Below are 24514 nucleotides of genomic sequence, written 5' to 3'. Positions count from 1 at the left end.
GCCGGCTCACCCGAACGACGCCCACGCCAGCCACGCATCGAGCAGCGCCCGCTCGCCCAGCACCTCGACCCGGTCGCTGTCGGCGGGCAGCCGCCGGTAGACGACGCGGAGCACATCGCTGAGCGGGCCGCGCAGCGCGACCGTCGCCTTCTCGTGGGTGCGCCGGTGGATGGGCGCCTCCCCGGTGAGGTCGAGGAGCCACTCGGCGGTCAACTCGGGCGGCGCGTCGGTGGCGTGGACGTGCAGCGTACGGCCCGGACCGAAGAGTTCCGTGCCGCTTCCGGCGAACCGCTGCGCGAACACCGGCAGTTCGCAGATCTGCAGCCACTCCTCCAGGCAGTCCGCGGCGACCGGTGCCGGGACGTCGAAGCCGGCGCCCGCGGCGAGCGCGGCGTCGGCCCGGTGGATCACCGTCTCGTGTGTCATCCGGCGGGCCCAGAAGCCGGCCCGCTGCACCGGCGACCAGGACCACACCTCGGCGTCCGGCCCGGCCTCCCGCAGCGCCGCCACGGTCCGCTCGGCGCCCTCCGCCAGCCAGGCGTCCAGCGCCGCCGCGTCCCGGCCCGCGGGGCCGTCGCCCTCCGGGATGTCCGCGTCGTCGACGTTCTCCTTCGCGCGGGCGGCGACGAGGGTGCCGGCCCAGCGGTGCGCGCCCCCCACGTGCCGGGCGAGGTCGGCCAGCGTCCAGTCGGGGCAGGTCGGCACGGTCACCGAGAGATCGGCGTGGCGCACGATCTCCCGGAACGCGTCGGTCTCGGCGAGGAGTTGAGCGCAGTATTCCTCGTGGGTGAGGGAGCCTTGGAGTGTCATGCGGCGCACAGTAGCGCGCCGCTCCCCGCCCGACGCCGCAATTTCCGGGTGCCCCGCCGGGGAGACACCTCCTACGGGCCGGTCGGCCGGCAGCAGTCCGGGTCCAGGCCCGCCGGCAGCCGCTCCCCGCCGAAGACCGTGGTGGTGGCCTCGTCACCGCCGACGGCCGCGACCGCGAGCAGCAGCGAGCCGGCGGTCCAGGAGGTCAGCTCGCGGGGCCAGATCGCCTCGTCGTCGAAGACGTAGCCGGTCCAGTACATGCCGTCCTCGGCGCGGAGGTGCTGCATCCACTTGAGGATCTGCACGGCCCGCTCGGACTCCCCCGTCGCCCACAGGGCGAGCGCCAGCTCCGCGCTCTCGCCGCCGGTGACCCAGGGGTTGGGCAGCACGCAGCGCACGCCCAGGCCGGGCACCACGAACTGCTCCCATGCGGCGTCGATGCGCTCCCGCGCCGCCGCGCCGCGCACGGCGCCGCCCAGGATCGGGTAGTACCAGTCCATGGAGTAGCGGGACTTGTCCAGGAACCGCTCGGGGTGGCTGCGTATCGCATGGCCGAGGCGGCCGACCGCCAGCTCCCAGTCCGGCTGCGGCTCCTCGCGCTGTTCGGCGAGCGCGAGCGCGCAGCGCAGCGCCTGGTAGATGGAGGAGGAACCGGTCAGCAGCGCGTCGTTGACGGGCGTCCCGTCGTCCTCGCGCTTCCAGCCGATCTCGCCGCCGGGCTGCTGGAGCTCCAGGACGTACTCGATCGCCGCGTACACCGCGGGCCACATGCGGTCGAGGAAGGTCTCGTCGCCGGTGGACAGGTAGTGGTGCCAGACGCCGACCGCGATGTAGGCGCAGAAGTTGGTCTCCCGCCCGCGGTCGGTGGGTGCCTCGGCGTCGCCGTCGGCGTAGGCCGCGTACCAGGACCCGTCCGGGTTCTGGTGGCGTACCAGCCAGTCGTACGCGGCCTCGGCGCGCTCGTGTTCGCCGGCCGCGTCCAGGGCCATGGCGGCCTCGGTGTGGTCCCACGGGTCGAGGTGGTGGCCGCGGAACCAGGGGATCGCGCCGTCCTCGCGCTGGGTCGCCAGGATGCCGGCGACCGTACGGGCCGCCTGTTCGGCGGTGAGCACCCCCGGCAGCACGAGCCGTTCGGTACGTCCGGGACTCGTCACTTGGCGGCCCCGGCGGAGGACTTGGCGGAGGACTTGGCGGCCTTCCGGGCCCGGGGGGCGGGCTTCGCGGCCGGTTCGGCGGTCTCGGCGGGCACGCCCGTCGCGTCGGCGGCCTGCGTTTCGGGCAGGTGCGGCTTGGTGGCGTAGACGACGAAGCTCTTGCCGATGACGGGGTTCAGTGCCCGCTCGGCGAGCCGGGTGGCCAGCGGCTTCTTCATGATGTCCCAGACCAGCAGCTTGTGGTACGCCTGCACCGGCAGCGCCTTGTCGTTGTCCACCCCGAAGGCGCACTTGAGCCACCAGTACGGGCTGTGCAGCCCGTGGGCGTGGTGCGTGCCGTACGGCTCCAGGCCGGCCTCCCGCATCTTGCCGAGGAGTTCGTCGCCGCGGTAGATGCGGATGTGGCCCCCCTCGACCTCGTGGTAGGCGTCGCTGAGCGTCCAGCAGATCTTCTCGGGGCCGTAGCGGGGCACGGTGACGGCGATCCGGCCGCCGGGGCGCAGCACCCGCACCATCTCGGCGAGCACGCCCTTGTCGTCCGGGATGTGCTCCATCACCTCGGAGATGATCACGACGTCGAAGCTGTCGTCGGGGAAGGGCAGGTTGAGCGCATCGCCTTCCATGGCGGTGGCGGAGGCGCCCGCCGGGGCCTCACCGGCCTCCTCCATCGCGGCGAACCACTTGGCGACCTCGCGGATCTCGTCTCCGTTCTGGTCGAGGGCGACGACCTGCGCGCCGCGCCGGTAACACTCGAAGGCGTGCCGGCCGGCGCCGCAGCCCAGGTCGAGCACGCGGTCGCCCGGGGCGAGCGGGAAACGGGAAAAGTCGACGGTCAGCACGGCGTTCTGCTTTCGTCCGGCGGTGGGTTGCGGTGGTGGCTGCGGGGGTGCAGGGGGCGCGGGCTAGGTGCGCAGGGTGCGGGCGGCGGTGCGGCCGCCCTGGAGGGCGATCGCCTCGCGGTAGCGCTCGGCGGTACCGAGGGCGGCCTGCCGCCAGGTGAAGCGGGCCAGTACCCGCTCCCGGCCGGCGGCGCCGAGCCGGCGGCGCAGGGCCTCGTCGCCGAGGAGGCGGAGCAGTCCGGCGGCCAACGCGCCGGCGTCGCCCGGCGGAACGGCGAGACAGGTCTCGCCGTCGGTGCCGGCGACCTCGGGGATGGCACCGCCGGTGGTGGCCAGCAGCGGGGTGCCGGTGGCCATCGCTTCGGCAGCGGGCAGAGAGAAGCCCTCGTAGAGGGAGGGCACGCAGGCGACCTGGGCGCCGCGGACCAGGTCGACGAGTTCGCGGTCGCTGATGCCCTTGACGAACTCGATGGCGCCGGCCAGCCCGAGCCGTTCGATGGCGGCGGCGACCGGCCCGTCGTCGGCGCGCTTGCCGACGACCACCAGATGGGCGTCGGGGTTCTCGGTGCGCACCTTGGCGAGCGCCTCGACGAGGTGGATCAGGCCCTTGAGGGGCACGTCCGCGCTGGAGGTGGTGACGATCCGGCCGGGTACCTCGGGCACCGAGGCGTCCGGCGAGAAGAGGTCGGTGTCGGCGCCGATGTGGACGACGTGGATCCGTCCGGAGGGAACGGCGAGGTCGTCGATGATCTCCTGGCGGGAGGAACCGGAGACGGTCAGCACGGACGGCAGCCGGCGGGCGACCCGCTTCTGCATCCGGGTGAAGCCGTACCAGCGGCGCACCGAGAGGCGGCGCTTCCAGTCGTGCGCGGCGGCCAGGTCGAGCCGCCGGTCGACGGTGATGGGGTGGTGGATCGTGGTGACCAGCGGTGCGCCGAGCGCGCCGGGGCCGCCGAGCAGGCCGTAGCCGAGGGTCTGGTTGTCGTGGACGACGTCGAACTGGCCGCGGCGGGCGGCGAGATGGCGCCGGGCGCGCAGCGAGAAGGTCAGCGGCTCGGGGAAGCCGCCGGTCCACATCGTGCCGACCTCGACGGCGTCGATCCAGTCGCGGTACTCGCCGCGGCCCGGCGTGCGGAACGGGTCCGGCTGGCGGTAGAGGTCCAAGCTCGGCAGCTCGGTGAGGGTCACTCCCTCGTCGAGGACGGGATAGGGCTGCGCGCCGATGACCTCGACGGTGTGGCCGAGGCGGGCCAGTTCACGCGAGAGGTGGCGCACGTAGACGCCCTGTCCGCCGCAGAACGGGTTCCCCTTGTACGTGAGCATCGCGATGCGCAGGGGTCGCTCACCGTTCGTCGGGAGGGAGGCGGAGGCGGCCTCTGCGGGGCGCGGCGCGGCTGCGTGGACGGCCTCTGCGGTCACGCTCGGCCCCCTTCTCACTGGACTTTCGCCGGAGCGTAACCGCTGGCGGTAATCTAGAACAAGTTTCAGAACTGATTGGCTACTGATCAGTTCACAGAGCCTCGAATCTACCGGCCAGGACAGATGCGAAAAGAGCCGCACCAGGTGATTCGCGCCACCACCCGCCCCCCTGCCATGCTGTGCCGATCACACCACCGGCACTCCCCGCATCGCGGACGGAATGCCACGGAATGGGAAATATGACTACGGAATCCAAGGCGGCCAAGCCGGCGCTTCCCGCGAGTCCTCCCCTGACCGAGCGTCAGGAGGCCCGGCGGCGGCGCATCCTGCACACCAGCGCCAAGCTGGCGTCCCGTGGCGGTTTCGACGCCGTGCAGATGCGCGAGGTCGCCGAGTCCTCGGGCGTCGCACTCGGCACCCTCTACCGCTACTTCCCGTCCAAGGTGCACCTACTGGTCGCCACCATGCAGGACCAGCTCCAGCACATGCACGAGACGCTGCGCAAGCGTCCGCCGTCGGAGCAGGACCCGGGCGCGCGGGTCGCGCAGACCCTGATGCGGGCGTTCCGCGCACTGCAGCGCGAACCGCACCTCGCGGACGCCATGGTGCGCGCCCTGACCTTCGCCGACCGGTCGGTGAGCCCGGAGGTGGACACCGTCTCGCGGCTGACGACGGCGATCATCCTGGACGCGATGGCCCCGCCGGCCCCCCGTCACCCCGCAGCGGAACCGGCGCGCCCTGCGGCCCCGCCCACCCCCGAACAGCTCTCCGCGGTCCGCGTCATCGAGCACACCTGGCACTCGGCCCTGATCACCTGGCTCTCGGGCCGCGCCTCGATCGCCCAGGTGAAGATCGACATCGAGACGGTCTGCCGCCTGATCGACCTCACGGCACCGGAACGGTCGCGGCAGGACGGCCGGTAGGGCTGAGGCGCGCCTACTCGACGGCGTCCAACGCCGGGGCGATGACGGCGAATGCCCGGTCGATCAGCGCGGTGGGGTCCTCCGCGCCGTCACTGGCACTCCACCGTTGCAGTACGGCGTCGAAGGCGGTGAGCGCCATCCCGGCGGCCAGCCGCGGGTAGAGATCGGTCTCGGGCGCGAGCTTCAGGCGGCGTGCCAGTTCCGCCGTCAGGTCGTCGTGCCACTGCGCCTGGCGTTCCAGGAACCGCGCGTGCACGGCGGGGGTGCGGAGGATCAACTGGACCACGCGCAGCGCCCGTTCGGAGTGGCCGGCGCAGGCGGCGAGGGGGACCGAGACGGCGTGCCGCAGCGCCACGGAGGGGGGTTCCTCGGCGGGGCGGGCCGCCAGCTCCGCGTGCATGCCGGTGCCCAGGTCGGCCAGGAACTGGACGACCACGTCCTCCTTGGACGCGAAGTACCGGAAGAAGGTCCGCTTGGACACGCCGGCGGCCGCCACGATCTCGTCGACGGTGACCGCGTCGAACCCCTTCAGCACCAGCAGCTGCCACGCCGCTTCGGTCAGCTCGTTCGAGACGAGCTGACGTTTGCGCTGGGCCATCGTGATCTCAGGACGGGAACTCACCGGGCAACAGTAGCGCGCTGCCACGAATGACACTCAGCCGCACATTGACACCAAGTGCCATCAACGGCAATCTGTGCCACATGACACAGGAGCAGCGCTGGACCGTCGAGCAGATCCCGGACCAGACCGGGCGGGTGTTCGTCGTCACGGGGGCCAACAGCGGTCTCGGCCTGGCGACCACCCGGGCACTCGCCCGCCGGGGCGGGCACGTGATCCTCGCCGTGCGCGACGAGGGCAAGGGGCACCGGGCGGTCGCGGAGATCACCGCGGAGCAGCCGGACGCCAGCCTTGAGGTGCGCCACCTCGATCTGGCCGACCTCGACTCGGTCCAGGCATTCGCCGACGAGTTGCACACCGACCGGCCGGGGCTGGACGCGCTCATCAACAACGCCGGCGTGATGGCGCCGCCCCGGCGCCTGAGTGCGCAGGGCCACGAGGTGCAGTTCGCCGCCAACCACCTCGGCCACTTCGCGCTCACCGGGTTGCTGCTCGACCTGCTGGCCGCCGGGCGCGACCCCCGCGTGGTCACGGTGAGTTCGGTCAATCACCGGAAGGGGCGCATCCACTTCGACGACCTCGCCGGCGAGCGCAGCTACTCGCCCATGGGCTTCTACAACCAGTCGAAGTTCGCCAATGCCGTCTTCGGGTGGGAACTCCACCGGCGGCTGACCGAGGCCGGCAGCCCGGTGCGCAGCGTGCTCGCCCATCCCGGCTACACCGCCACCAACCTCCAGATGAGTGCGGTCGGCCTGTGGCGCGTGGTGTTCGGCCGCATCGGCAATCCGCTGTTCGCCCAGTCCCCGGCCCAGGGGGCGTTGCCGCAGTTGTACGCGGCGACCGACCCGCACGCGGCGGGCGGCCAGTTCATCGGGCCGGACGGCACGGCCGAGTTGCGCGGCGCACCGACGCGGGTGCGGCTGTCCCCCGCGGCGGCCGACGCCGAAACCGGCCGCCGCCTGTGGGAGTTGTCGGAACGACTGACCGACGTGTGGTTCGGGTTGCCCGCCCCTGAGGGGTCCTCGTCGGCCCCTCGCCCGTAGCCGGCCCGAGCGGCGTGCCGCCGTCGCGTGCGGTGCGGCGGCGCACGGTGGGGCCCGGTGCGTACCGGGCCCGCACCGTGTTCAATCCTCCGGCGGGAACACCGCCTCGCCGCTGTCGGCCGCGGTGAGGATGATCGCCTCCACCGGGCATCCCTCGGCCGCCGCCAGGACGCTCTCGGTGGCCTCCGCCTCCGGGGCCACCGGGTGCGACTGCCGGGCGGTGTCCAGCCGGAAGCCGTCCGGCGCCGCTCCGACGCACATCCCCGACCCGATGCAGACGCTCCGGTCCACCTCCACCCGCCAGCGGTCGGCCATCACGCCCCCGCCGGCAGATGGATCATCTTGTGCTCCAGGTACTCGCCGAAGCCCTCCGGGCCGAACTCCCGCCCGATGCCGGAGTTCTTGTAGCCGCCGAACGGGCCGAGCATGTCGAGGCTGAAGGTGTTGACCGAGTACGTACCGGTGCGCACCTGCCGTGCGACGTCGATGCCGTGGTCGACGTCGGCCGTCCAGACCGAACCGGAGAGCCCGTAGTCGGAGTCGTTGGCGATCTCCACCGCCTCCGCCTCGTCCTCGTACGGCAGCAGGCAGATGACGGGGCCGAAGATCTCCTCGCGGGCGATCCGCATGGAGTTGGCCACCTCGCCGAAGAGGGTCGGTTCGACGTACCAGCCCGTGGCCCGGTCCTTCGGCCGGCCGCCGCCGGTGAGGATCTTGGCGCCTTCCTTCTGGCCGAGGGCGATGTAGTCGAGCGAACGCTGCTGCTGGCGGCGGGCGACGAGCGGCCCGACCTCGGTGGCCGGATCCAGCGGGTCGCCGACGGTGAGTGCGGCGGCCGCCGCGGTGAACCGTTCGGCGATCTCGTCGTAGCGTCCGCGCGGTACGAGGATCCGGGTCTGCGCCACGCACGCCTGACCGTTGATCATCCAGGCGAACGGCACGATGCCGGCCACCGCCGCGTCGAGGTCCGCGTCCGGCAGGATCACCGCGGCGGACTTGCCGCCGAGTTCCAGCGTGACCCGGGTGAGGTGGCGGGCCGCGACCTCCATGACCCGCTTGCCCGCCGCCACCGAGCCGGTGAACGAGACCTTGTCCACGCCCGGGTGCCCGACCAGGTACTCGCTCACCTCGCGGTCCGCCGGCAGGATCGACAGCACGCCCCGCGGCAGCCCGGCCTCCGTCACGATCTCCGCCAGGAGGTAGGCGTCGAGCGGGGTCTCCGGCGACACCTTCAGCACCACCGAGCAGCCGGCCAGCAGGGCCGGCGCGAGCTTGGCGGCGGCGGTGAACTGCGGGACGTTCCACGGCACCACGGCCGCGACCACGCCGACCGGTTCCCGCCGCACGAGGAGCGGACCCAGCACCCCGGCCCGCCGCTCCTCGAAGGGGAAGTCACGCGCCACCGTCAGCGCCGCGTCCCAGGCCAGCACCGAGGCCAGCGACTGCACCATGACGCCCGAGGTGTACGGGGTGCCGTTCTCGGAGCTGATGACCCTGGCGATCTCCTCGCTGCGCGCCGCGAGGGCGTCCTTGATGCGGGTCACCACCGCGATCCGCTCCGCCAACGGGGCGTTCGCCCACACCCCGGACGCGAAGGACGCGCGGGCCGCGGCCACCGCGCGGTCGACGTCGGCCCGCGAGGCGTGCGGGACGCGGCCGATGACCTGTTCGGTGTGCGGCGAGACGACCTCGATGGTGTCCCGGCCGGCCGGATCGACCAGCTCACCGCCTATGTAGAGCTTGCCGTGCTCGACGAGGTCGCTCATCGCTGCCGCCTCCCGACGCTTTCTGACGTTGCATCAGAAACATTTCACTGCCCCGAACTGATACCAGTTCCACTGGGAGGAGTCCACGGTGCGGACCGAATACCCGCCTGCCGTCAACGGGTGGGCGCAGGGCGCGAGATGAGGCCCTTCGGGGCGGGCTCCCGCACCCCGAACGGTGCGCGGTGTTTCCCGCCACCCTGTAACTCGTTCTAGTTATAGTGAGGCGGTGTGGGGCGGGTTCCCGGAGGCAGGGCGGGAGGCGTCCGCAGGGTGTTTCCGCAGTGGGTGTGTCCGCGCCGAGAGGGGACCGGGATGACCACGCAGGTGACCGACCACCGAGGCGGCGTCTGGAGCATCGCCGTCCCCATCCCGGACAACCCGCTGGGCCACACCCTGGTCCACCTCCTGGAGACCGACCGCGGGCCGGTGCTGATCGACACCGGCTGGGACGACCCGGACTCCTGGGACACCCTGGTCGCCGGGGTCACCGCCTGCGGCTACGCCGTCGCCGACCTCCACGGTGTCCTGATCACCCACCACCACCCCGACCACCACGGCCTCTCCGCCAAGGTGCGGGAGGCGTCCGGCGCGTGGATCGCGATGCACGCCGCGGACACGGCGGTGGTCCGCCGCACCCGTGAGGCGGAACCGGGCCGGTGGCTCGACTACCTGCTCGCCAAGCTGACGGCGGCGGGCGCACCGGAGGACCATCTGACGCCGCTGCGCGAGGCGCGTACCGCGGGACGCGGCCGGCGGCTGCCCGGGCGGCGGGCCGCGCTGCCGGACCGCGGGATCGAGCCCGGCGAGCTGCTCGACCTGCCGGGGCGCCGGCTGCGCGCCCTCTGGACGCCGGGGCACACGCCGGGGCATGTGTGCCTGCATCTGGAGGAGCGGCACCCGGCGCCGGAGACGGCGGGGGCGGCCGGTGGCCGGGGCCGGCTCTTCTCCGGTGATCACCTGCTCCCCGGCATCACCCCGCACATCGGCCTGTACGAGGACCCGGACGACAGGGAGTCCACCGACCCGTTGGGCGACTACCTCGACTCCCTGGAACGCGTCGGCCGCCTCGCCCCCGCCGAGGTGCTGCCGGCCCATCAGCACGCCTTCACCGACGCCGAGGGGCGCGTCGGCGAGCTCATCGCTCACCATGAAGAGCGGCTCTCCAAATTGAGAGCACTGCTCCGCGAACCCCGCACGCTCTGGCAGCTCGCCGTGGCCATGGAGTGGAACCGCCCGTGGGACCGGATTCCCTACGGCTCCCGGAACATCGCCGTGTCGGAGGCCGAGGCACATCTGCGGCGCCTGGTGAAGCTGGGGCACGCGGAGCGGGTACCGGGCTCCGACCCGGCGACGTACCGGGCGGTGTGAGACGCGGGTGCGGCCGGCGGGCGCGGCCGCCCGCCGGTCCGCCCGTCCCTCCTCCCCTCCACCCGCCCGATTCGTACGCGCGGACGAGTGGCCGGAGGGCGCCGGTTAAGGTGTGCGGGACAACTTCATCCGTACCTGATCGGGGGAAGCCGGTGGAAATCCGGCGCTGACCCCCAAGCTCTCGGCTTCGCTCGAACCCGGGGCACCCCCATCCGTGAGGGCGGCCGCCCGCGCACCGCGCGCCCCGGCCGTACGAGCCGGAGCACCCGACGGGGCACGACCAAGACTCGCGCCACCGGAACCGCCGTCTGTACGGACGGACCGGAGCGCGGCACCGTCGAGGCATGCGGAGCCGAGCCCGGTGCCACCGTGGCGCCCGATCGCAGGATCGGCGTGCGGCGGTCGGCCGAGCGCGGCTGCGCACCACCGCCGCGACCCGACCCGAGAGGCACCCACCCGATGGCCCCCATGGCTCCCATGGCTCAGCAGGCCCCTTCGACGCACCCCGTCGCCTTCCTGGCGCGCCGCGCCGCCATGGCGCTGGCGGCCGCGGCGGTGCTGGGCGGGGCCGCCGCTCCGGCCGCGTACGCGGCGGACGGTGCCGATTCCGCGCCCGCCGGCTCCGCCAAGAAGCTGCCCGAGGGGCTGTACGGCACCAAGGACCCGCAGTACGACGGTGTCTGGCGGCAGTCGCTCGCGCTGCTGGCGCAGCACACGGTGGGCGTGCGGCCCGCGGCGTCGGCCGTGCGGTGGCTGGTCGGGCAGCAGTGCGCGGACGGCGCGTTCACCGCCTTCCGGGCCGAGCCCGGCAAGCCCTGTGACGCCAGGACGATGCGGGACACCAACCAGACGGCCGCCGCGGTGCAGGCGCTGACCGCGCTCGGCGGCCACGACGAGACCGCGCGGAAGGCCGTGAACTGGCTGAAGTCGGTACAGAACGACGACGGCGGCTGGAGCTCGATGGCCGGCTCGCCCAGCGACGCCAACTCCACCTCGGTGGTCATCGGCGCCCTCGCGGCGGCCGGCACGAAGCCGGAGTCGGTCACGTCCAAGAAGGGCGGCAAGACCCCGTACGACGGGCTGCTCACCTTCCGGCTGGGCTGTGACGTCAAGGAGGGCGAGCGCGGCGCCTTCACCTTCCAGCTCAAGGGCGCGGCGGCGAACGCGGACGCCACCGCGGCCGCCGCGACCGGAGCGCTGGGCAAGGGCTTCGTCGTCGCCCCGGCGGGCGGTGCCGCCGACACCCCGGTCAAGCCGCTGAGCTGCAAGGACGGCAAGGCCGACGGCAAGGCCGACGGCACGTCGGACGGCGGTCGGGCGGGGGCGGCCGAGGGCGGCGCCGGGTACCTCGTCGCGCAGCTCGACAAGAACGGGCACCACCTGCCCTCCGCGATGCCGGGCCAGGAGAAGCAGCCCGACGTCGGCAACACCGCCGATGCCGTGGTCGCGCTGGCGGCCGGCGGCCACCGCTCCGCCGCGCGGCAGCCGCTGAAGTGGCTGGAGAAGAACGCGTCGGCCTGGGCCCGGCAGAACGGCCCGGCCGCCTACGCCCAGTTGGTGCTCGCCGCGCACGCCACCGGCACCGACCCGCGGTCCTTCGGCGGCACCGACCTGGTGACCGCGCTCAACGCGACCGGTCCCGAGCCGGCCGGCACCACCCCCGGCAAGGACGCCCGGGCCGCCGACACCGCCGGGGACTCCGACGGCGGCGTCAACGTCTGGTGGGTCATCGGCGTCGGGCTCGCCGTCGGCGCCGGCATCGGCTTCCTGCTGAGCGGCCGCAGGAAGAAGAACGACCTCTGATGCGGCTGTTGCGGCTGATGCGGCGTACCAGGACCACCGGCGCACTGCTGCTGACCGGCGCGGTCACCGTGCTGGCGGCGGCCGGTCCGGCCCGGGCGCAGGAGTACCGCTACTGGGCCTTCTGGGACGGTTCGGACCGCGGCTCCTGGACGTACGCCACCCAGGGGCCCGCCACCGTACGGCCGGCCGACGGCGCGGTCGAGGGCTTCCGGTTCACCGTCAGCGCGGACTCCGCCGCGGCCGGCAGGCCGCGCGCCGCCGCCGACTTCGACGCCATCTGCCGTGCCACACCGGCCGAGAAGGGCCGCAAGCGGATCGGCGTCGTCATCGACTTCGGCACCGCGGCGGACGCGCCCGGCGGCGCGCGGCCGCCGAAGGCGCGGACCGCGTGCGCCCAGGTGTCCGAGGACGCCTCGGCGGGCGAGGCGCTGGCCGCGGTCGCCCGGCCGCTGCGCTACGACTCCAACGCGCTGCTGTGCGCCATCGCCGGCTATCCGGCGGCGGGTTGCGCGGACCAGGTCGGCGGCGCGGACGGGGCGAAGGAGCCGGGCGCGCCGAAGGATGCGGACGGCTCGGAGCGGGACGGCGACGGCGGGCCGTCCGCGGGGCTGCTCGGCGGTGTCGCGGCGGTCGTCGTACTGGGTGGGGCGGCCGTCTGGCAGGCACGCCGCCGGCGCGGATGAGCGCCCCGCAGGCGACCCGTTCCACCGCGCTGCACGCCGGCGCCTGGTGGCTGTGGGCGCTCGGCCTGGCCACCGCGGCCTCCCGCACCACCAACCCGCTGCTGCTGGGGCTGCTGGTGGGGGTGGCCGGCTATGTCGTCGCGGCCCGCCGTACGGACGCGCCGTGGGCCCGCTCGTACGGGGCGTTCGTCAAGGTCGGCCTGGTCGTGGTCGCCATCCGGCTGGTCTTCGCGTTCCTCCTCGGCTCCCCCGTTCCCGGCACCCACACGTTGCTCACGCTTCCCGAAGTGCCGCTGCCTGACTGGGCGAAGGGCGTCCGGATCGGCGGCCGGGTCACCGCCGAGGGCATGGTCTTCGCGCTCTACGACGGGCTGAAGCTGGCCGCCCTGCTCATCTGCGTCGGCGCCGCCAACGCCCTCGCCAACCCCTCCCGTCTGCTGAAATCCCTGCCCGGCGCGCTCTACGAGGCGGGGGTGGCGGTCGTCGTCGCCATGACCTTCGCGCCGAACCTGATCGCCGACGTGCAGCGGCTGCGCGCCGCCCGCCGGCTGCGCGGCCGCCCCGACCGCGGTGTCACGGCGCTCCTCCAGGTCGGCCTGCCGGTGCTGGAGGGCGCCCTGGAACGCTCGGTGGCACTGGCCGCGGCCATGGACGCCCGCGGCTACGGCCGCAGCGCCCAGGTGCCGCGCGCCGTACGGCACACCACGTCCGTCCTCACGCTGGGCGGGCTGCTCGGCATCTGCGCGGGCACGTACGGCCTCCTCGGCGACACCGGGAGCGGCTTCGGTCTGCCGCTGCTGCTGGCCGGTCTGGCCGCGGCGCTGGCCGGGCTCCGGCTCGGCGGCCGCCGCTCGCTGCGCACCCGCTACCGCCCCGAACGCTGGGGCCCGCGGGCCTGGCTGGTCGCCGGCTCCGGTGTCGCCGTGGCGGTCCTGATGATCTGGGCCAACGGCTACGCCCCGGCCGCCCTGCACCCTCCGGCCGTCCCGCTCACCACGCCGGTGCTGCCGCTCTGGCCGGCCCTGTCCGTCCTGCTCGGGCTGGTGCCCGCGCTCGTCGCGCCGGTGCCGCGCGCCCCGGAACGCCCGCAGCGGGCCGAACGCGCGGCCTCCGGAACCCGCGCCGTACGCCACGGCCGTGACGACCGCGTACGCGGCGGACGCGACCTCCCGGGCGGCGGCCCGCACCCCCCTCAGCACACGAAGGAGCCGACCCCGTGATCCGGTTCGAGCAGGTCTCGGTCAGCTACGGCGACGCCGCGGCGCCCGCCGTCCGGGGCGTCGACCTGACCGTCCCCGAAGGCGAACTGTGCCTCCTGGTCGGCCCGTCCGGCGTGGGCAAGTCCACCGTACTGAACGCCGTCTGCGGGCTCGTCCCGCACTTCACCGGCGGCACCCTGCACGGCCGCGTCACCGTCGACGGCCGCGACACCCGCACCCACCGGCCGCGCGAACTCGCCGATGTCGTCGGCACCGTGGGCCAGGACCCGGTGGCCCACTTCGTCACCGACACCGTCGAGGACGAACTCGCCTACGGCATGGAATCGCTCGGCCTCGCCCCCGACGTGATGCGCCGCCGCGTCGAGGAGACCCTCGACCTGCTGGGCCTGGCCGGCCTGCGGGACCGCGCCCTCAGCACGCTCTCCGGCGGTCAGATGCAGCGGGTCGCGATCGGCTCGGTCCTCACCACGCACCCCAAGGTGCTGGTGCTCGACGAGCCCACGTCGGCCCTCGACCCGGCCGCCGCCGAAGAGGTGCTCTCCGTGCTCCAGCGGCTGGTCCACGACCTCGGCACCACGGTCCTGCTGGCCGAACACCGCCTGGAACGCGTCATCCAGTACGCCGACCGCGTCATCCTGCTGCCCGCACCGGGGGCGCCGCCGGTCATGGGCAGCCCCTCCGAGATCATGGCGGTCTCCCCCGTCCACCCCCCGGTGGTGGCACTCGGCCGGCTCGCGCAGTGGTCCCCACTGCCCCTCACCGTCCGCGACGCCCGCCGCAGGGCCGCTCCCCTGCGGGAACGCCTCGGGGAGAGCACCCCGCCGACGGCCGACCGGCCGCAGCCGGCCCCGGAACCCGGGCCGGGGGCCGACCGCGACGGTCCCGCCGCCGAGGTCCGCGGGCTCGGTGTGCGCCGCGGGCGGACCGACGCGCTGTACCGCGTGGACCTGACCGTCCGGGCCGGTGAGACCGTCGCGCTGATGGGGCGCAACGGCGCGGGCAAGTCCACGCTGCTCAACACCCTGGTGGGGGTCCACCAGCCGTCGTCCGGGACGGTCCGGGTCGCCGGTGCCGTGCCGCACCGCACCGCACCGCGCGACCTGCTGCGGCACGTCGGCCTGGTGCCCCAGGAACCCCGCGACCTCCTCTACGCGGACACCGTCGCCGCCGAGTGCGCCGCGGCGGACCGGGACGCGGGCGCCGCGGCAGGCAGCTGCCGGGCCCTGGTGTCCCGGCTGCTGCCCGACGTACCGGACTCCGTCCACCCCCGTGATCTCTCCGAGGGCCAACGTCTCGCGCTCGCCCTCGCGCTCGTGCTCACCGCGCGTCCCGGGCTGCTGCTGCTCGACGAGCCCACCCGCGGCCTGGACTACGCCGCCAAGGCCCGCCTGGTCGAGGTGCTGCGGGCGCTGGCCGCCGAGGGGCACGCCATCGTCCTGGCCACCCACGACGTGGAACTCGCCGCCGAACTGGCGCACCGCGTCGTGATCCTCGCCGACGGTGAGGTCGTCGCCGACGGCCCCACCGACACCGTCGTGGTGTCCTCGCCCTCCTTCGCGCCGCAGGTCGCCAAGGTGCTCGCCCCGCTGCCCTGGCTGACCGTGCCGCAGGTGGCCCGCGCGCTGGAGGCGACCGCGTGACCCCGCGCCCCCCGCGCCCCGGCCGTACGGTCCGTGCCGTGCGGCTCGGGCCGCGTTCGGTGGCCGCGCTGGTCCTGGTCTCGGCCATCGGCGTGATGGCGTTCGGCTGGCCACTGCTCGCCGACTCGGCGTCCGGGCTCGCCCATTCCAAGGACGCCCCCTGGCTGTTCGCGGCGCTGCTGCCGATGCTGCTCGCCGTCGTGGTGGCGACCATCGCCGACACCGGCCTGGACGCCAAGGCCCTCGCGATGCTCGGCGTCCTGGCCGCTGCCGGGGCCGCGCTGCGCCCGCTGGGCGCGGGGACGGCCGGCATCGAGCCGATGTTCTTCCTGATGGTGTTGTCGGGGCGGGTGCTCGGGCCCGGTTTCGGCTTCGTGCTGGGTTCGGTGGCGATGTTCGCGTCGGCGCTGCTGACCGGCGGCGTCGGCCCCTGGATGCCGTTCCAGATGCTGACCATGGGGTGGGTGTCGATGGGGGCCGGGCTGCTGCCCGGCCCCGACCGGCTGCGGGGGCGCCGCGAGGTGGTCCTGCTCGCCGGCTACGGCGCCGTCTCCGCCGTCCTCTACGGCCTGGTCATGAACCTCCAGGGCTGGCCGTACATCGCCGGTATGGCCTCGGGGGTCTCCTTCGTGCCCGGCGACCCCGTCGGCCGGAACCTCGCCCGCTACGTCGCCTACTGCCTCGCTACCTCCCTCGGCTGGGACCTGCCCCGCGCGCTGGTGACCGTGGTCCTCACCTGCACGCTGGGCAGTACCGTCCTGGCGGCCCTGCGGCGCGCCACCCGCCGCGCCGCCTTCGAGGTGCCGGTTTCCTTCGCCTCCCCCGCGCCGGACGCCGCCGTCACGACGCCGGCCGGGGAGGGCCGCTCCGAGTGACTCAGCGGGCCCGCGGCAGGTCGCGGGCCAGGGACGGCTGGGAGCGCAGGAAAGAGGTGAAGTGGTCGGCGTCGGCTCCCTGGTCGACCACCGTGGGCCGGGCGCCGTGGGACCGCAACTCCGCGGCGCAGGCGACGCTGTTGGCCATGGCGACGTCGTGGTCGCCGCCGGCGGTGTAGAGGGTGATCCGGACGTCGCGGGCCGGTGTCCATTCGCAGGTGCGGTCGTTGGCCCGCACGGCGGTCAGCAGGGCTCCGGACGGGTGCCGGAGCTTCTGGTACCAGGCGTCGGTGAGCAGGTCCTCCAGTCGGCCGGGCAGCTTGCCGGCGATGTCCTCCGCCCGGTGCTCGCCGTCGAAGAGGGCCTCGACACGGTCGGCGTAGGGGGCGCGGAACACCTCGCGAGGGCTGCGGTAGAGCGGGTGCAGACGGTTCTGGGCGGTCAGGAAGAAGGAGACGTAGAAGACGGCTGAGCGGGGGCTGATCCGGCCGTCGAACATCCCGGGCAGTTCGCTGCCGTCGAGGTCGAACGGGCCGCCGACCGGCGCGACGACGCCGGGGCGGAACCGGGGATCGGCGCCCCGGCCCAGCTCGCGCGCCAGCTCCATGGCGACCTGGCCGCCCTGCGAGAAGCCGGTGACGGACACCGTGCGGTCCAGGGTGGCGCCGAGCCGGGAGGTGGCGGTGCGGGCCGCCCGGAGCATGTCGAGCGAGGCCGAGCCGGCGGACCGGGCGTCCATGTACGGGTGGCGGCCGGGGCCCGTGCCGAGGCCGAGGTAGTCGGGGGCGACGGCGGCGCGGCCGGCCGAGGCGTACAGCATCGAGACGGTCCGGTCGAGGCCGTCGGCGACGGAGGGCGCGTAGCCGCGGTAGGCGAGGGTGCCGTGGGCGTGCACGACGGCGGGGAGCCGGTGCCGGCCGGTGCCGAGCGGAAGGGCGAGCAGGCCGGAGGCGGTGGTGGGAGGGCCGTCGGGGGTGATCGTGCGGTAGGTCAGGCGGTAGCCGGCGACGTCGTGGCGGGCGGTGCGGGCGTCCAGGCCGGTCTGCCGCGCCCGGTCCACGATCTCGGATCGGTGCTGCCGGCCGAGGGGCGTGACCGAGAGCAGGCTGCCGCGCCGGGCGGCGGTGCGGGCCGTGGTGCCCTGTGCCGTGGCGGACGGCGTCGTCCCCGCCGGCCGGGCCGGAGCGGGCTGCGCGGCCGCCGTGGCCGGCGCCGTCGTCAGCGCCGTGAGCAGGAGGGCGGCGCCGGTGGCCACACCGCGCGAGAGGCTGCGACGGGACCGCGGTAAATGCTGCTGGGTGGTGTTCTCCATGGCTTCGACGGTACGGAGGCTCCGCGGCGCACAGGGGGCATTTTCCGTACAACTCAACCGCGGTGGCACCCGGTCGGCGGGGAGCGCGCGGAGGCGGACCTCCGCACGCCCCTCGCCGCACGCCCCCAGCCGCGCGCCCCGTGCCGGGCGTCCTTCCCGTCCGTCCGTCCCGTCCGTCAGAGCCGCTGGATGATCGTCGCGGTTGCCAGCGCACCGCCCGCGCACATGGTGATCAGGGCGAATTCCTTGTCCCGGCGTTCCAGTTCGTGCAGTGCCGTGGTGATCAGGCGGGCGCCGGTGGCGCCGACCGGGTGCCCGAGGGCGATGGCGCCGCCGTTCACGTTCACCTTCTCCAGGTCCTGGTCGAAGACCTTCGCCCAGGAGAGCACGACGGAGGCGAACGCCTCGTTGATCTCGACCAGGTCGATGTCCTTGAGGGACATCCCGGCCTTGCCGAGCACGGCGCGGGTGGCGTCGATCGGCCCGTCCAGGTGGAAGTGCGGATCGGAGCCGACCAGCGCCTGCGCCACGATGCGGGCCCGCGGCTTGAGTTTGAGGGCGCGCGCCATGCGCTTGGAGGACCACATCACCGCGGCGGCGCCGTCGGAGATCTGCGAGGAGTTGCCCGCCGTGTGCACGGCGGTCGGCATCACGGGCTTCAGGCCGCCCAGCGCCTCCATGCTGGTGTCGCGCAGCCCCTCGTCGCGGTCGACCAGCCGCCACATGCCCTGGCCCGCGGCCTGCTCCTCCTCGGTGGTGGGGACCTGGACGGCGAACGTCTCCCGTTTGAAGCGCTCCTCGGCCCAGGCGGCCGCGGCCCGCTCCTGGGAGATGAGGCCGAGCGAGTCGACGTTCTCGCGGGTCAGCCCCCGGTGGCGGGCGATGCGTTCGGCCGCCTCGAACTGGTTGGGCAGATCGACGTTCCACTCGTCGGGCCAGGGCTTGCCGGGGCCGTGCTTGGAGCCGCTGCCGAGCGGCACCCGGGACATCGCCTCGACGCCGCTGCCGATACCGATGTCGATGACGCCGCCCGCGATCATGTTGGCGACCATGTGGTTGGCCTGCTGGGAGGAGCCGCACTGGCAGTCCACGGTGGTCGCCGCGGTCTCGTACGGGAGCCCCATCGCCAGCCACGCGTTGCGCGCCGGGTTCATGGACTGTTCGCCGGCGTGGGTGACGGTGCCGCTGACGATCTGTTCGATGCAGTCGGGCTGGATGCCCGTGCGGGCGAGGAGTTCGCGGTAGGTCTCGCCCAGGAGGTAGGCGGGGTGGAGGTTGGCGAGCGCGCCCTGGCGCTTGCCGATGGGAGTGCGTACGGCTTCGACGATGACGGGTTCCGCGGCCATGACTGACTCGTCCTCTCCTCGCGTCCGCGGGCGTCCCGGCACCCGCGGAACAAGAACTAGTACGCGTTCTAGTTCCGCGAACAGTCTTATGAGCCGCCCCCCGGTGCGCAAGGGGGATGCAAGCCCCTTGTCCGCAACGGGAATCGCCACGACCCTTGCCACTTGCAGAACGCGTTACTACCTTCACCGCGACCCCATCTGATGCCCCGTCAGAAGTCTCGGACGAACCACGGACCAGGAGTCGCCGATGCCATGCCCAGCGCTGCCCGAGGGGTTCGACTTCACCGATCCCGACGTCTACCAGTCCCGCGTCCCGCTCCCCGAGTTCGCGCAGCTGCGGCAGACCGCGCCCGTGTGGTGGAACGCCCAGCCGCACGGCATTGCCGGCTTCGACGACGACGGCTACTGGGTCGTCACGCGCCACCAGGACGTCAAGGAGGTGTCCACCAGGCCGGAGGTCTTCTCCGCGCACCTGAACACCTCGATCATCCGCTTCAACGCGTCCATGACCCGGGACCAGATCGACGTACAGAAGCTGATCATGCTGAACATGGACCCGCCGGAACACACCAGGGTCCGCCAGATCGTGCAGCGGGGCTTCACCCCGCGCTCCATCCGCGCCCTGGAGGAGGCCCTGCGCGAGCGGGCGGCGCGTATCGTCGCGGCGGCGCGGGAGAGCGGCACCGGGGACTTCGTCACCGACGTGGCCTGCGAACTCCCCCTCCAGGCCATCGCCGAGCTCATCGGCATCCCGCAGGACGACCGGGCCCGCATCTTCGACTGGTCGAACAAGATGGTCGCGTACGACGATCCCGAACTGGCCATCACCGAAGAGGTCGGCGCGAACGCGGCGATGGAGCTGATCTCGTACGCGATGAACCTGGCCGCGGCGCGCAAGGAGTGCCCGGCCAAGGACATCGTCAGCCAGCTGGTCGCGGCCGAGCACGAGGGAAACCTCGGCTCCGACGAATTCGGCTTCTTCGTACTGCTGTTGGCGGTGGCCGGAAACGAGACGACCCGCAACGCCATCACCCACGGCATGCACGCCTTCCTCACCCACCCCGAGCAGTGGGAGCTCTACAAGCGCGAGCGGCCTGCCACGGCGGCCGAGGAGATCGTCCGCTGGGCCACGCCGGTGGTCTCCTTCCAGCGGACCGCCACCCAGGACACCGAACTGGGCGGCGCGAAGATCAAGAAGGGCCAGCGGGTCGGGATCTTCTACTCGTCGGCCAACCACGACCCCGAGGTCTTCGACCGTCCCGAACGCTTCGACATCACCCGCGATCCCAACCCGCATCTGGGTTTCGGGGGCGGCGGCCCCCACTTCTGCCTCGGCAAATCCCTGGCGGTCCTGGAAATCAACCTGATCTTCAACGCCCTCGCCGACGCCATGCCCGACATCTCCCTGGCCGGCGCTCCGCGGCGACTGCGCTCGGCGTGGCTCAACGGGGTGAAGGAACTCCGGGTCCACTACGGCTGAGGGCGGTGGCCGGGACACGGGCCCGACGGCAGCGTGAGGAGGCCGGTGCACGCGCGGTGCCCGGTGGTCGGCAACGACCACCGGGCACCGCGGTATGTCCGAAAACGGTTTGTCGCTCAACCTTGCCAGTCGTCGTTGGCGCACTTACATTCAACTCAACTCGCCAGTAACACCCGGCAGTCAGCTCCCCTCGGCAGCGCGCCGCAGCACGCACCGCCCGGCCCGGCGTCGGCCGGTGCCGCTCCCCCCGCGCACCCCGCTCGGCCCACTGCCCCCGCCTGTCCGCGGCACCACGCTCACGCACCTTCCCCCCACCTTGTTTCGACAGCGCGCTCCACGCTCCTCGAAGGGGAAACACCATGAAGGACGCACACGGCAGACCTGTCACGGGACGCATCAGCTGGCGGAAGTTCGCCGTACTGTCCGTCCCGGCCCTCGCCGGCACCGCGGCGCTGGGCATCGCCCTCGCCAACGGCGCCCTCGCGGCGTCATTCGCCGTATCGGGGCAGCAGTTCAAGGTCTCCGCCGACAGCCTCACCGGCGACGGATTCGCCCAGTACGGCAGTGTCGACACCAACGCCAGGGGCGACCTCCTGCCGGTGGCGGTCACCGCCATCAAGACGGCACAGCTGAACAACCTCTGTCAGTCGGTGGTCACACACCTGCCGGTCATCGGTGACATCTCGCTCAATCTGCATGCGGGGACGGGCAGCAAGCCCGTCGAGGCCCGTGATCTCTTCGTGGACGCCACCCAGCTCTCCGGCAACGCGTCCTTCAACAACATCGAGATCGGCCGGGACGCCTCCACCCTGGACAAGGGCCCGGCCAGCGCCCAGGGAATGCAGGACCTCTTCGCCCAACAGGCCGACGACGTCCGGATCAGCAATCTGCACCAGACCGCCTGGGCCACCAACGCCGGGACGTTCAAGCTCTCCGGGCTGAGCATGAAGATCTCCAAGGGTGCGAAGGAATGCTTCTGACCTGGCGGCGCTGGCGGAGGGGCCGCCCCTTCTGGGGTGGCCTGGCGGCCGTCCTCGCCGGCGCCGAGATCTGCGCCCTCCCGCTGGCCCCGCTGAAGATCATGCTGCAACAGGGCATCGCCGGTATCCCGTCGGTGCTGATGGGGCTGGTGATGATCGTGATGGGGCTCTCCGCGTGGTTCGCACCCCACTACCGGGGCCTCGCGGGCGTCCTGACCGTGCTGTGCGCGGCGGCGGCCCTGGTGATGTCCAACCTCGGCGGCTTTCTGATCGGCACCGTTCTCGGGATTCTCGGCGGTTCCATGATCTTCGCCTGGCAGCCGGTGGCCGTCGGCGACCAGCCGGCACTCAGCAAGTGAGCGGCACGTAGTCCGTTGCCCGCACCCCCCTCTGGAAGGAAGCCCAAGATGACTCACGTGGACCCCACACCCCCCACATCCCTCGTGCATCCCGCAGGCGACCGGCGCGGCGCGCACCGCAGACGCGTCTTACGCGCCGCCGGCACCGGAGCCGTCGCCGTGCTCGGACTCGCTGCCGGGGTGACCGGCTCCGCCGCGGCGGCGCAGCCTGCCGGGGCGCCGGGCGCCGCGGCCTCGACGACCGTGAGCCCCGCGGGTCACGCGTTCACCGCCACGCTCAGCGGCAAGGCCACCTTCAAGGCCGGTTCGGTGACCGTCACCTGTAGCACCTCGACGTCCAGCGGTCAGGTGCCGGCCGCGCCCGGTAACCAGAACGCGTCCGGCCCGGTGAGCAGTTCCACCACCCCGGCGACCTACGGTTCGTGCACGACGAGCATGCCCGGCGTCAGCGCGACCGTCAGCACGTCCGGTACCTGGGGCGTGTCCATGCAGAACGGCACACCGGTCACCGCCGGGCTGACGATCCCCTCCGGCGGGTTCGTCCTCAAGACCAGCGGGCTGGCGTCCTGCACGGTGACGGCGGCGCCCACCTCGGCGGCCACCGTGAACGGCAGCTGGACCAACGGCGCGCCCTCCACCCTGGCCTTCACCAACGCCGTGGTGCCGGTCAAGGTGGTGGGCGGTTTCGGCTGCCCGACGAGTGCGACCACCTCGACCTTCAACGCCACGTACCGGGTCAGCGACACCACCGACCCGGCGTCCCAGATCACCGTCACCGGGTGACGGGGCGGCCGCCGGGCCGCTGACGGGCTGCTCCGGGGTCGCGTCAGCGCGCGGTCAGGCCGGCGGCCGCCACGGCCACCAGTACCGCCACGGCCAGTGTGCCGCTGAGGAACGCGGTGACCAGCCGTCGCCGCAGGGCGAGGTAGACGCTCTCGTATTCGGTCCGCAGACCGGCGCTGCGGACCGCAATACGTTCCAGATAGGCCCGCGAGAGGTCCCGTTGGTCCTCGCAGTAGCGCGACTCGACCTCCTGCCGCTGGGTGTCGGTCAGCCAGGGCAATCCGGCGCAGAAGGCATCGGCACGGGACCGCGCCCGCGCCTTCTCCGCCTCCCAGAGGAGATATCCCTCAATCTCGTTGACGGCCTGGTCCATCTGATTCATGCGCGGGCCCCGATTTCCTGGGTGCGGGAGTCCCCGGCGTCCGGCAGGGCCGCGATCTCCTGCGCGATCTCCGGGTGGTGCAGGTCGAATGCCGGGGATTCGGAACGGATCCGGGGCAGGGTGCGGAAATTGTGCCGCGGCGGCGGGCAGGAGGTCGCCCACTCCAGCGAGCGGCCGTAGCCCCACGGGTCGTCGACCTCGACCTTCTTGCCGTACTTCGCCGTCTTCCAGACGTTGTAGAGGAACGGCAGGAGGGACAGGCCGAGGAGGAACGAGAAGATGCTGGAGACGGTGTTCAGGGTGGTGAAACCGTCGGCGGCGAGATAGTCGGGAATGCGGCGCAACATGCCCTCGGCACCCAGCCAGTGCTGGACGAGGAAAGTGCCGTGGAAGCCGATGAACATGGTCCAGAAGGTGATCTTGCCGAGGCGCTCGTCCAGCATCTTGCCGGTGAACTTCGGCCACCAGAAGTGGAAGCCGGAGAACATCGCGAAGACGACCGTGCCGAAGACCACGTAGTGGAAGTGCGCCACCACGAAGTACGAGTCGGAGATGTGGAAGTCCATCGGCGGCGAGGCCAGGATGACACCGGTCAGACCACCGAAGGTGAAGGTGATCAGGAAGCCGACCGCCCACAGCATCGGCGTCTCGAAGGACAGCGAGCCCTTCCACATCGTGCCGATCCAGTTGAAGAACTTCACACCGGTCGGCACCGCGATCAGGAACGTCATGAACGAGAAGAACGGCAACAGCACGCCGCCCGTGACGTACATGTGGTGCGCCCACACCGTGACCGAAAGACCGGCGATCGAAATCGTCGCCGCGATCAGACCGATGTAACCGAACATCGGCTTCCGGGAGAAGACCGGAATGACCTCGGAAATGATGCCGAAGAACGGCAGGGCGATGATGTACACCTCTGGATGGCCGAAGAACCAGAAGAGGTGCTGCCAGAGAAATGCCCCGCCATTTGCGGCGTCGAATACATGGGCACCGAATTTACGGTCCGCCTCCAGGGCGAACAGCGCGGCGGCCAGGACCGGGAAGGCCAGCAGGACCAGCACACCGGTCAGCAGCACGTTCCAGGTGAAGATCGGCATCCGGAACATCGTCATGCCGGGGGCCCGCATGCAGATGATCGTCGTGATGAAGTTGACCGAACCGAGGATCGTGCCGAAGCCCGAGAAGGCCAGACCCATGATCCACATGTCGGCGCCGATTCCGGGAGTACGCACCGCGTCGGAGAGCGGCGCATACGCGAACCAGCCGAAGTCCGCCGCGCCTTGAGGCGTGAGGAATCCCCCGACCGCGATCAGCGAGCCGAAGAGGTAGAGCCAATAGGCGAACATGTTCAGCCGGGGAAAGGCCACGTCGGGCGCGCCGATCTGCAGCGGCATGATCCAGTTCGCGAAACCGGCGAACAGCGGCGTCGCGAACATCAGCAGCATGATCGTGCCGTGCATCGTGAACGCCTGGTTGAACTGCTCGTTCGACATGATCTGGTGGCCCGGCCGGGCCAGTTCGGCGCGCATCAGCAGCGCCATCAGGCCGCCGACGCAGAAGAACGCGAAGGCGGTGGCCAGATAGAGCGTGCCGATGGTCTTGTGGTCGGTGGTCGTCAGCCACTTCACGGGGAGCTTCATGCCCCGTAGGTGTCCGGGGCCGCGGCACACCTCACCGCCCACGGGCACGAAGGGCCGTCGCGGCCGG

General features: G+C 72.5%; 22 protein-coding genes and 1 pseudogene. 12 read left to right on the top strand and 11 right to left on the bottom strand.

The genetic code is table 11. The annotated features are described in order from the left end of the window. Positions 1-6: 6 nt before the first annotated feature. From SL103_RS07610 to SL103_RS07595, 4 genes are all read right to left on the bottom strand, one after another. Entirely contained in the window at positions 7-810 is an 804-nt protein-coding gene (locus SL103_RS07610; RefSeq protein ID WP_069567978.1) for a maleylpyruvate isomerase family mycothiol-dependent enzyme, read from the bottom strand. 71 nt (positions 811-881) lie between these two features. Beyond that, positions 882-1964 carry a prenyltransferase/squalene oxidase repeat-containing protein gene (locus SL103_RS07605; protein WP_069567977.1) on the bottom strand — a complete coding sequence of 361 codons (1083 nt, stop codon included), beginning with the start codon at positions 1962-1964 and terminating at the stop codon, positions 882-884. Next, positions 1961-2803: a class I SAM-dependent methyltransferase gene (locus SL103_RS07600; RefSeq protein ID WP_069567976.1), complete on the bottom strand. Its 843-nt coding sequence runs from the start codon at positions 2801-2803 to the stop codon at positions 1961-1963. Before SL103_RS07600 ends, SL103_RS07605 begins: the two co-directional genes overlap by 4 nt. 63 nt (positions 2804-2866) lie before the next feature. Then, complete coding sequence (locus SL103_RS07595) at positions 2867-4222, bottom strand: glycosyltransferase family 4 protein (protein ID WP_069567975.1); 1356 nt, start codon at positions 4220-4222, stop codon at positions 2867-2869. A gap of 239 nt (positions 4223-4461) precedes the next feature. On the opposite strand from SL103_RS07595, the gene SL103_RS07590 reads away from it, so the two are divergent. Then, complete coding sequence (locus SL103_RS07590) at positions 4462-5145, top strand: TetR family transcriptional regulator (RefSeq protein WP_069567974.1); 684 nt, start codon at positions 4462-4464, stop codon at positions 5143-5145. A 13-nt stretch (positions 5146-5158) separates the two neighbouring features. Here the strand turns inward: SL103_RS07590 and SL103_RS07585 are convergent, their stop codons facing one another. Next, the gene (locus SL103_RS07585; RefSeq protein ID WP_069567973.1) at positions 5159-5743 is read right to left on the bottom strand and encodes a TetR family transcriptional regulator; all 585 of its coding nucleotides are present in this window, start codon (positions 5741-5743) and stop codon (positions 5159-5161) included. Positions 5744-5847: 104 nt separating this feature from the next. Here SL103_RS07585 and SL103_RS07580 point away from each other — a divergent pair, with 104 nt between their 5' ends. Then, complete coding sequence (locus SL103_RS07580) at positions 5848-6807, top strand: oxidoreductase (protein WP_069567972.1); 960 nt, start codon at positions 5848-5850, stop codon at positions 6805-6807. 81 nt (positions 6808-6888) lie between these two features. Here SL103_RS07580 and SL103_RS07575 read toward each other — a convergent pair whose 3' ends face one another. Continuing rightward, a complete protein-coding gene (locus tag SL103_RS07575; protein ID WP_069567971.1) occupies positions 6889-7122 on the bottom strand; it encodes a ferredoxin in 234 nt (77 codons plus the stop codon). Beyond that, complete coding sequence (locus tag SL103_RS07570) at positions 7122-8573, bottom strand: aldehyde dehydrogenase (protein ID WP_069567970.1); 1452 nt, start codon at positions 8571-8573, stop codon at positions 7122-7124. Before SL103_RS07570 ends, SL103_RS07575 begins: the two co-directional genes overlap by 1 nt. A gap of 312 nt (positions 8574-8885) precedes the next feature. Here SL103_RS07570 and SL103_RS07565 point away from each other — a divergent pair, with 312 nt between their 5' ends. The 6 genes from SL103_RS07565 (at position 8886) to SL103_RS07540 (ending at position 16162) form a co-directional block, all read left to right on the top strand. Continuing rightward, entirely contained in the window at positions 8886-9941 is a 1056-nt protein-coding gene (locus SL103_RS07565; RefSeq protein WP_069567969.1) for an MBL fold metallo-hydrolase, read from the top strand. A 459-nt stretch (positions 9942-10400) separates the two neighbouring features. Then, positions 10401-11744, top strand: a complete 1344-nt coding sequence (locus SL103_RS07560) for a prenyltransferase/squalene oxidase repeat-containing protein (protein ID WP_079145617.1) — start codon at positions 10401-10403, stop codon at positions 11742-11744. Continuing rightward, positions 11744-12427 (top strand): SCO2322 family protein, encoded by a 684-nt coding sequence (locus SL103_RS07555; RefSeq protein ID WP_432215342.1) that lies wholly within the window; start codon positions 11744-11746, stop codon positions 12425-12427. The genes SL103_RS07560 and SL103_RS07555 overlap by 1 nt, the downstream gene beginning before the upstream one ends. After that, positions 12424-13647, top strand: coding sequence for a CbiQ family ECF transporter T component (locus SL103_RS07550; protein ID WP_079145616.1), 1224 nt, complete (start codon positions 12424-12426; stop codon positions 13645-13647). Before SL103_RS07555 ends, SL103_RS07550 begins: the two co-directional genes overlap by 4 nt. Further along, on the top strand, positions 13644-15287 hold the full coding sequence (locus tag SL103_RS07545) for an ABC transporter ATP-binding protein (RefSeq protein WP_069567968.1): 1644 nt from the start codon (positions 13644-13646) through the stop codon (positions 15285-15287). Before SL103_RS07550 ends, SL103_RS07545 begins: the two co-directional genes overlap by 4 nt. After that, positions 15284-16162 carry an ECF transporter S component gene (locus SL103_RS07540; RefSeq protein ID WP_069567967.1) on the top strand — a complete coding sequence of 293 codons (879 nt, stop codon included), beginning with the start codon at positions 15284-15286 and terminating at the stop codon, positions 16160-16162. The genes SL103_RS07545 and SL103_RS07540 overlap by 4 nt, the downstream gene beginning before the upstream one ends. A 1-nt stretch (position 16163) precedes the next feature. On the opposite strand, the gene SL103_RS07535 is transcribed toward SL103_RS07540, so the two are convergent. Both SL103_RS07535 and SL103_RS07530 read right to left on the bottom strand, forming a co-directional pair. Further along, positions 16164-17474 carry an alpha/beta hydrolase family protein gene (locus SL103_RS07535; protein ID WP_069567966.1) on the bottom strand — a complete coding sequence of 437 codons (1311 nt, stop codon included), beginning with the start codon at positions 17472-17474 and terminating at the stop codon, positions 16164-16166. A 176-nt stretch (positions 17475-17650) separates the two neighbouring features. Next, positions 17651-18820, bottom strand: a complete 1170-nt coding sequence (locus SL103_RS07530) for a steroid 3-ketoacyl-CoA thiolase (RefSeq protein WP_069567965.1) — start codon at positions 18818-18820, stop codon at positions 17651-17653. A 247-nt stretch (positions 18821-19067) separates the two neighbouring features. Here SL103_RS07530 and SL103_RS07525 point away from each other — a divergent pair, with 247 nt between their 5' ends. The 4 genes from SL103_RS07525 (at position 19068) to SL103_RS07510 (ending at position 22422) form a co-directional block, all read left to right on the top strand. Continuing rightward, a complete protein-coding gene (locus tag SL103_RS07525; RefSeq protein ID WP_069567964.1) occupies positions 19068-20300 on the top strand; it encodes a cytochrome P450 in 1233 nt (410 codons plus the stop codon). Between the two features lie 359 nt (positions 20301-20659). Next, positions 20660-21280 carry a DUF6230 family protein gene (locus SL103_RS07520; protein ID WP_069567963.1) on the top strand — a complete coding sequence of 207 codons (621 nt, stop codon included), beginning with the start codon at positions 20660-20662 and terminating at the stop codon, positions 21278-21280. Beyond that, on the top strand, positions 21271-21639 hold the full coding sequence (locus tag SL103_RS07515; protein ID WP_069567962.1) for a DUF6114 domain-containing protein: 369 nt from the start codon (positions 21271-21273) through the stop codon (positions 21637-21639). Before SL103_RS07520 ends, SL103_RS07515 begins: the two co-directional genes overlap by 10 nt. A 48-nt stretch (positions 21640-21687) precedes the next feature. Next, a complete protein-coding gene (locus SL103_RS07510; RefSeq protein WP_244303863.1) occupies positions 21688-22422 on the top strand; it encodes a hypothetical protein in 735 nt (244 codons plus the stop codon). Between the two features lie 43 nt (positions 22423-22465). Here the strand turns inward: SL103_RS07510 and SL103_RS07505 are convergent, their stop codons facing one another. After that, positions 22466-22804 carry a hypothetical protein gene (locus SL103_RS07505; RefSeq protein ID WP_099055392.1) on the bottom strand — a complete coding sequence of 113 codons (339 nt, stop codon included), beginning with the start codon at positions 22802-22804 and terminating at the stop codon, positions 22466-22468. Then, positions 22801-24435 (bottom strand): annotated as a pseudogene (gene ctaD, locus SL103_RS07500) (aa3-type cytochrome oxidase subunit I); the annotation flags it as partial. The pseudogene ctaD and the gene SL103_RS07505, both read right to left, overlap by 4 nt. Positions 24436-24514 lie beyond the last annotated feature (79 nt).

The sequence above is a fragment of the Streptomyces lydicus genome, from assembly GCF_001729485.1.
Classification (GTDB): Bacteria; Actinomycetota; Actinomycetes; order Streptomycetales; family Streptomycetaceae; genus Streptomyces; species Streptomyces lydicus_D.
Note: the sequence above shows the minus strand (reverse complement) of the source record. Positions and strands in the feature narration are given on the sequence as shown.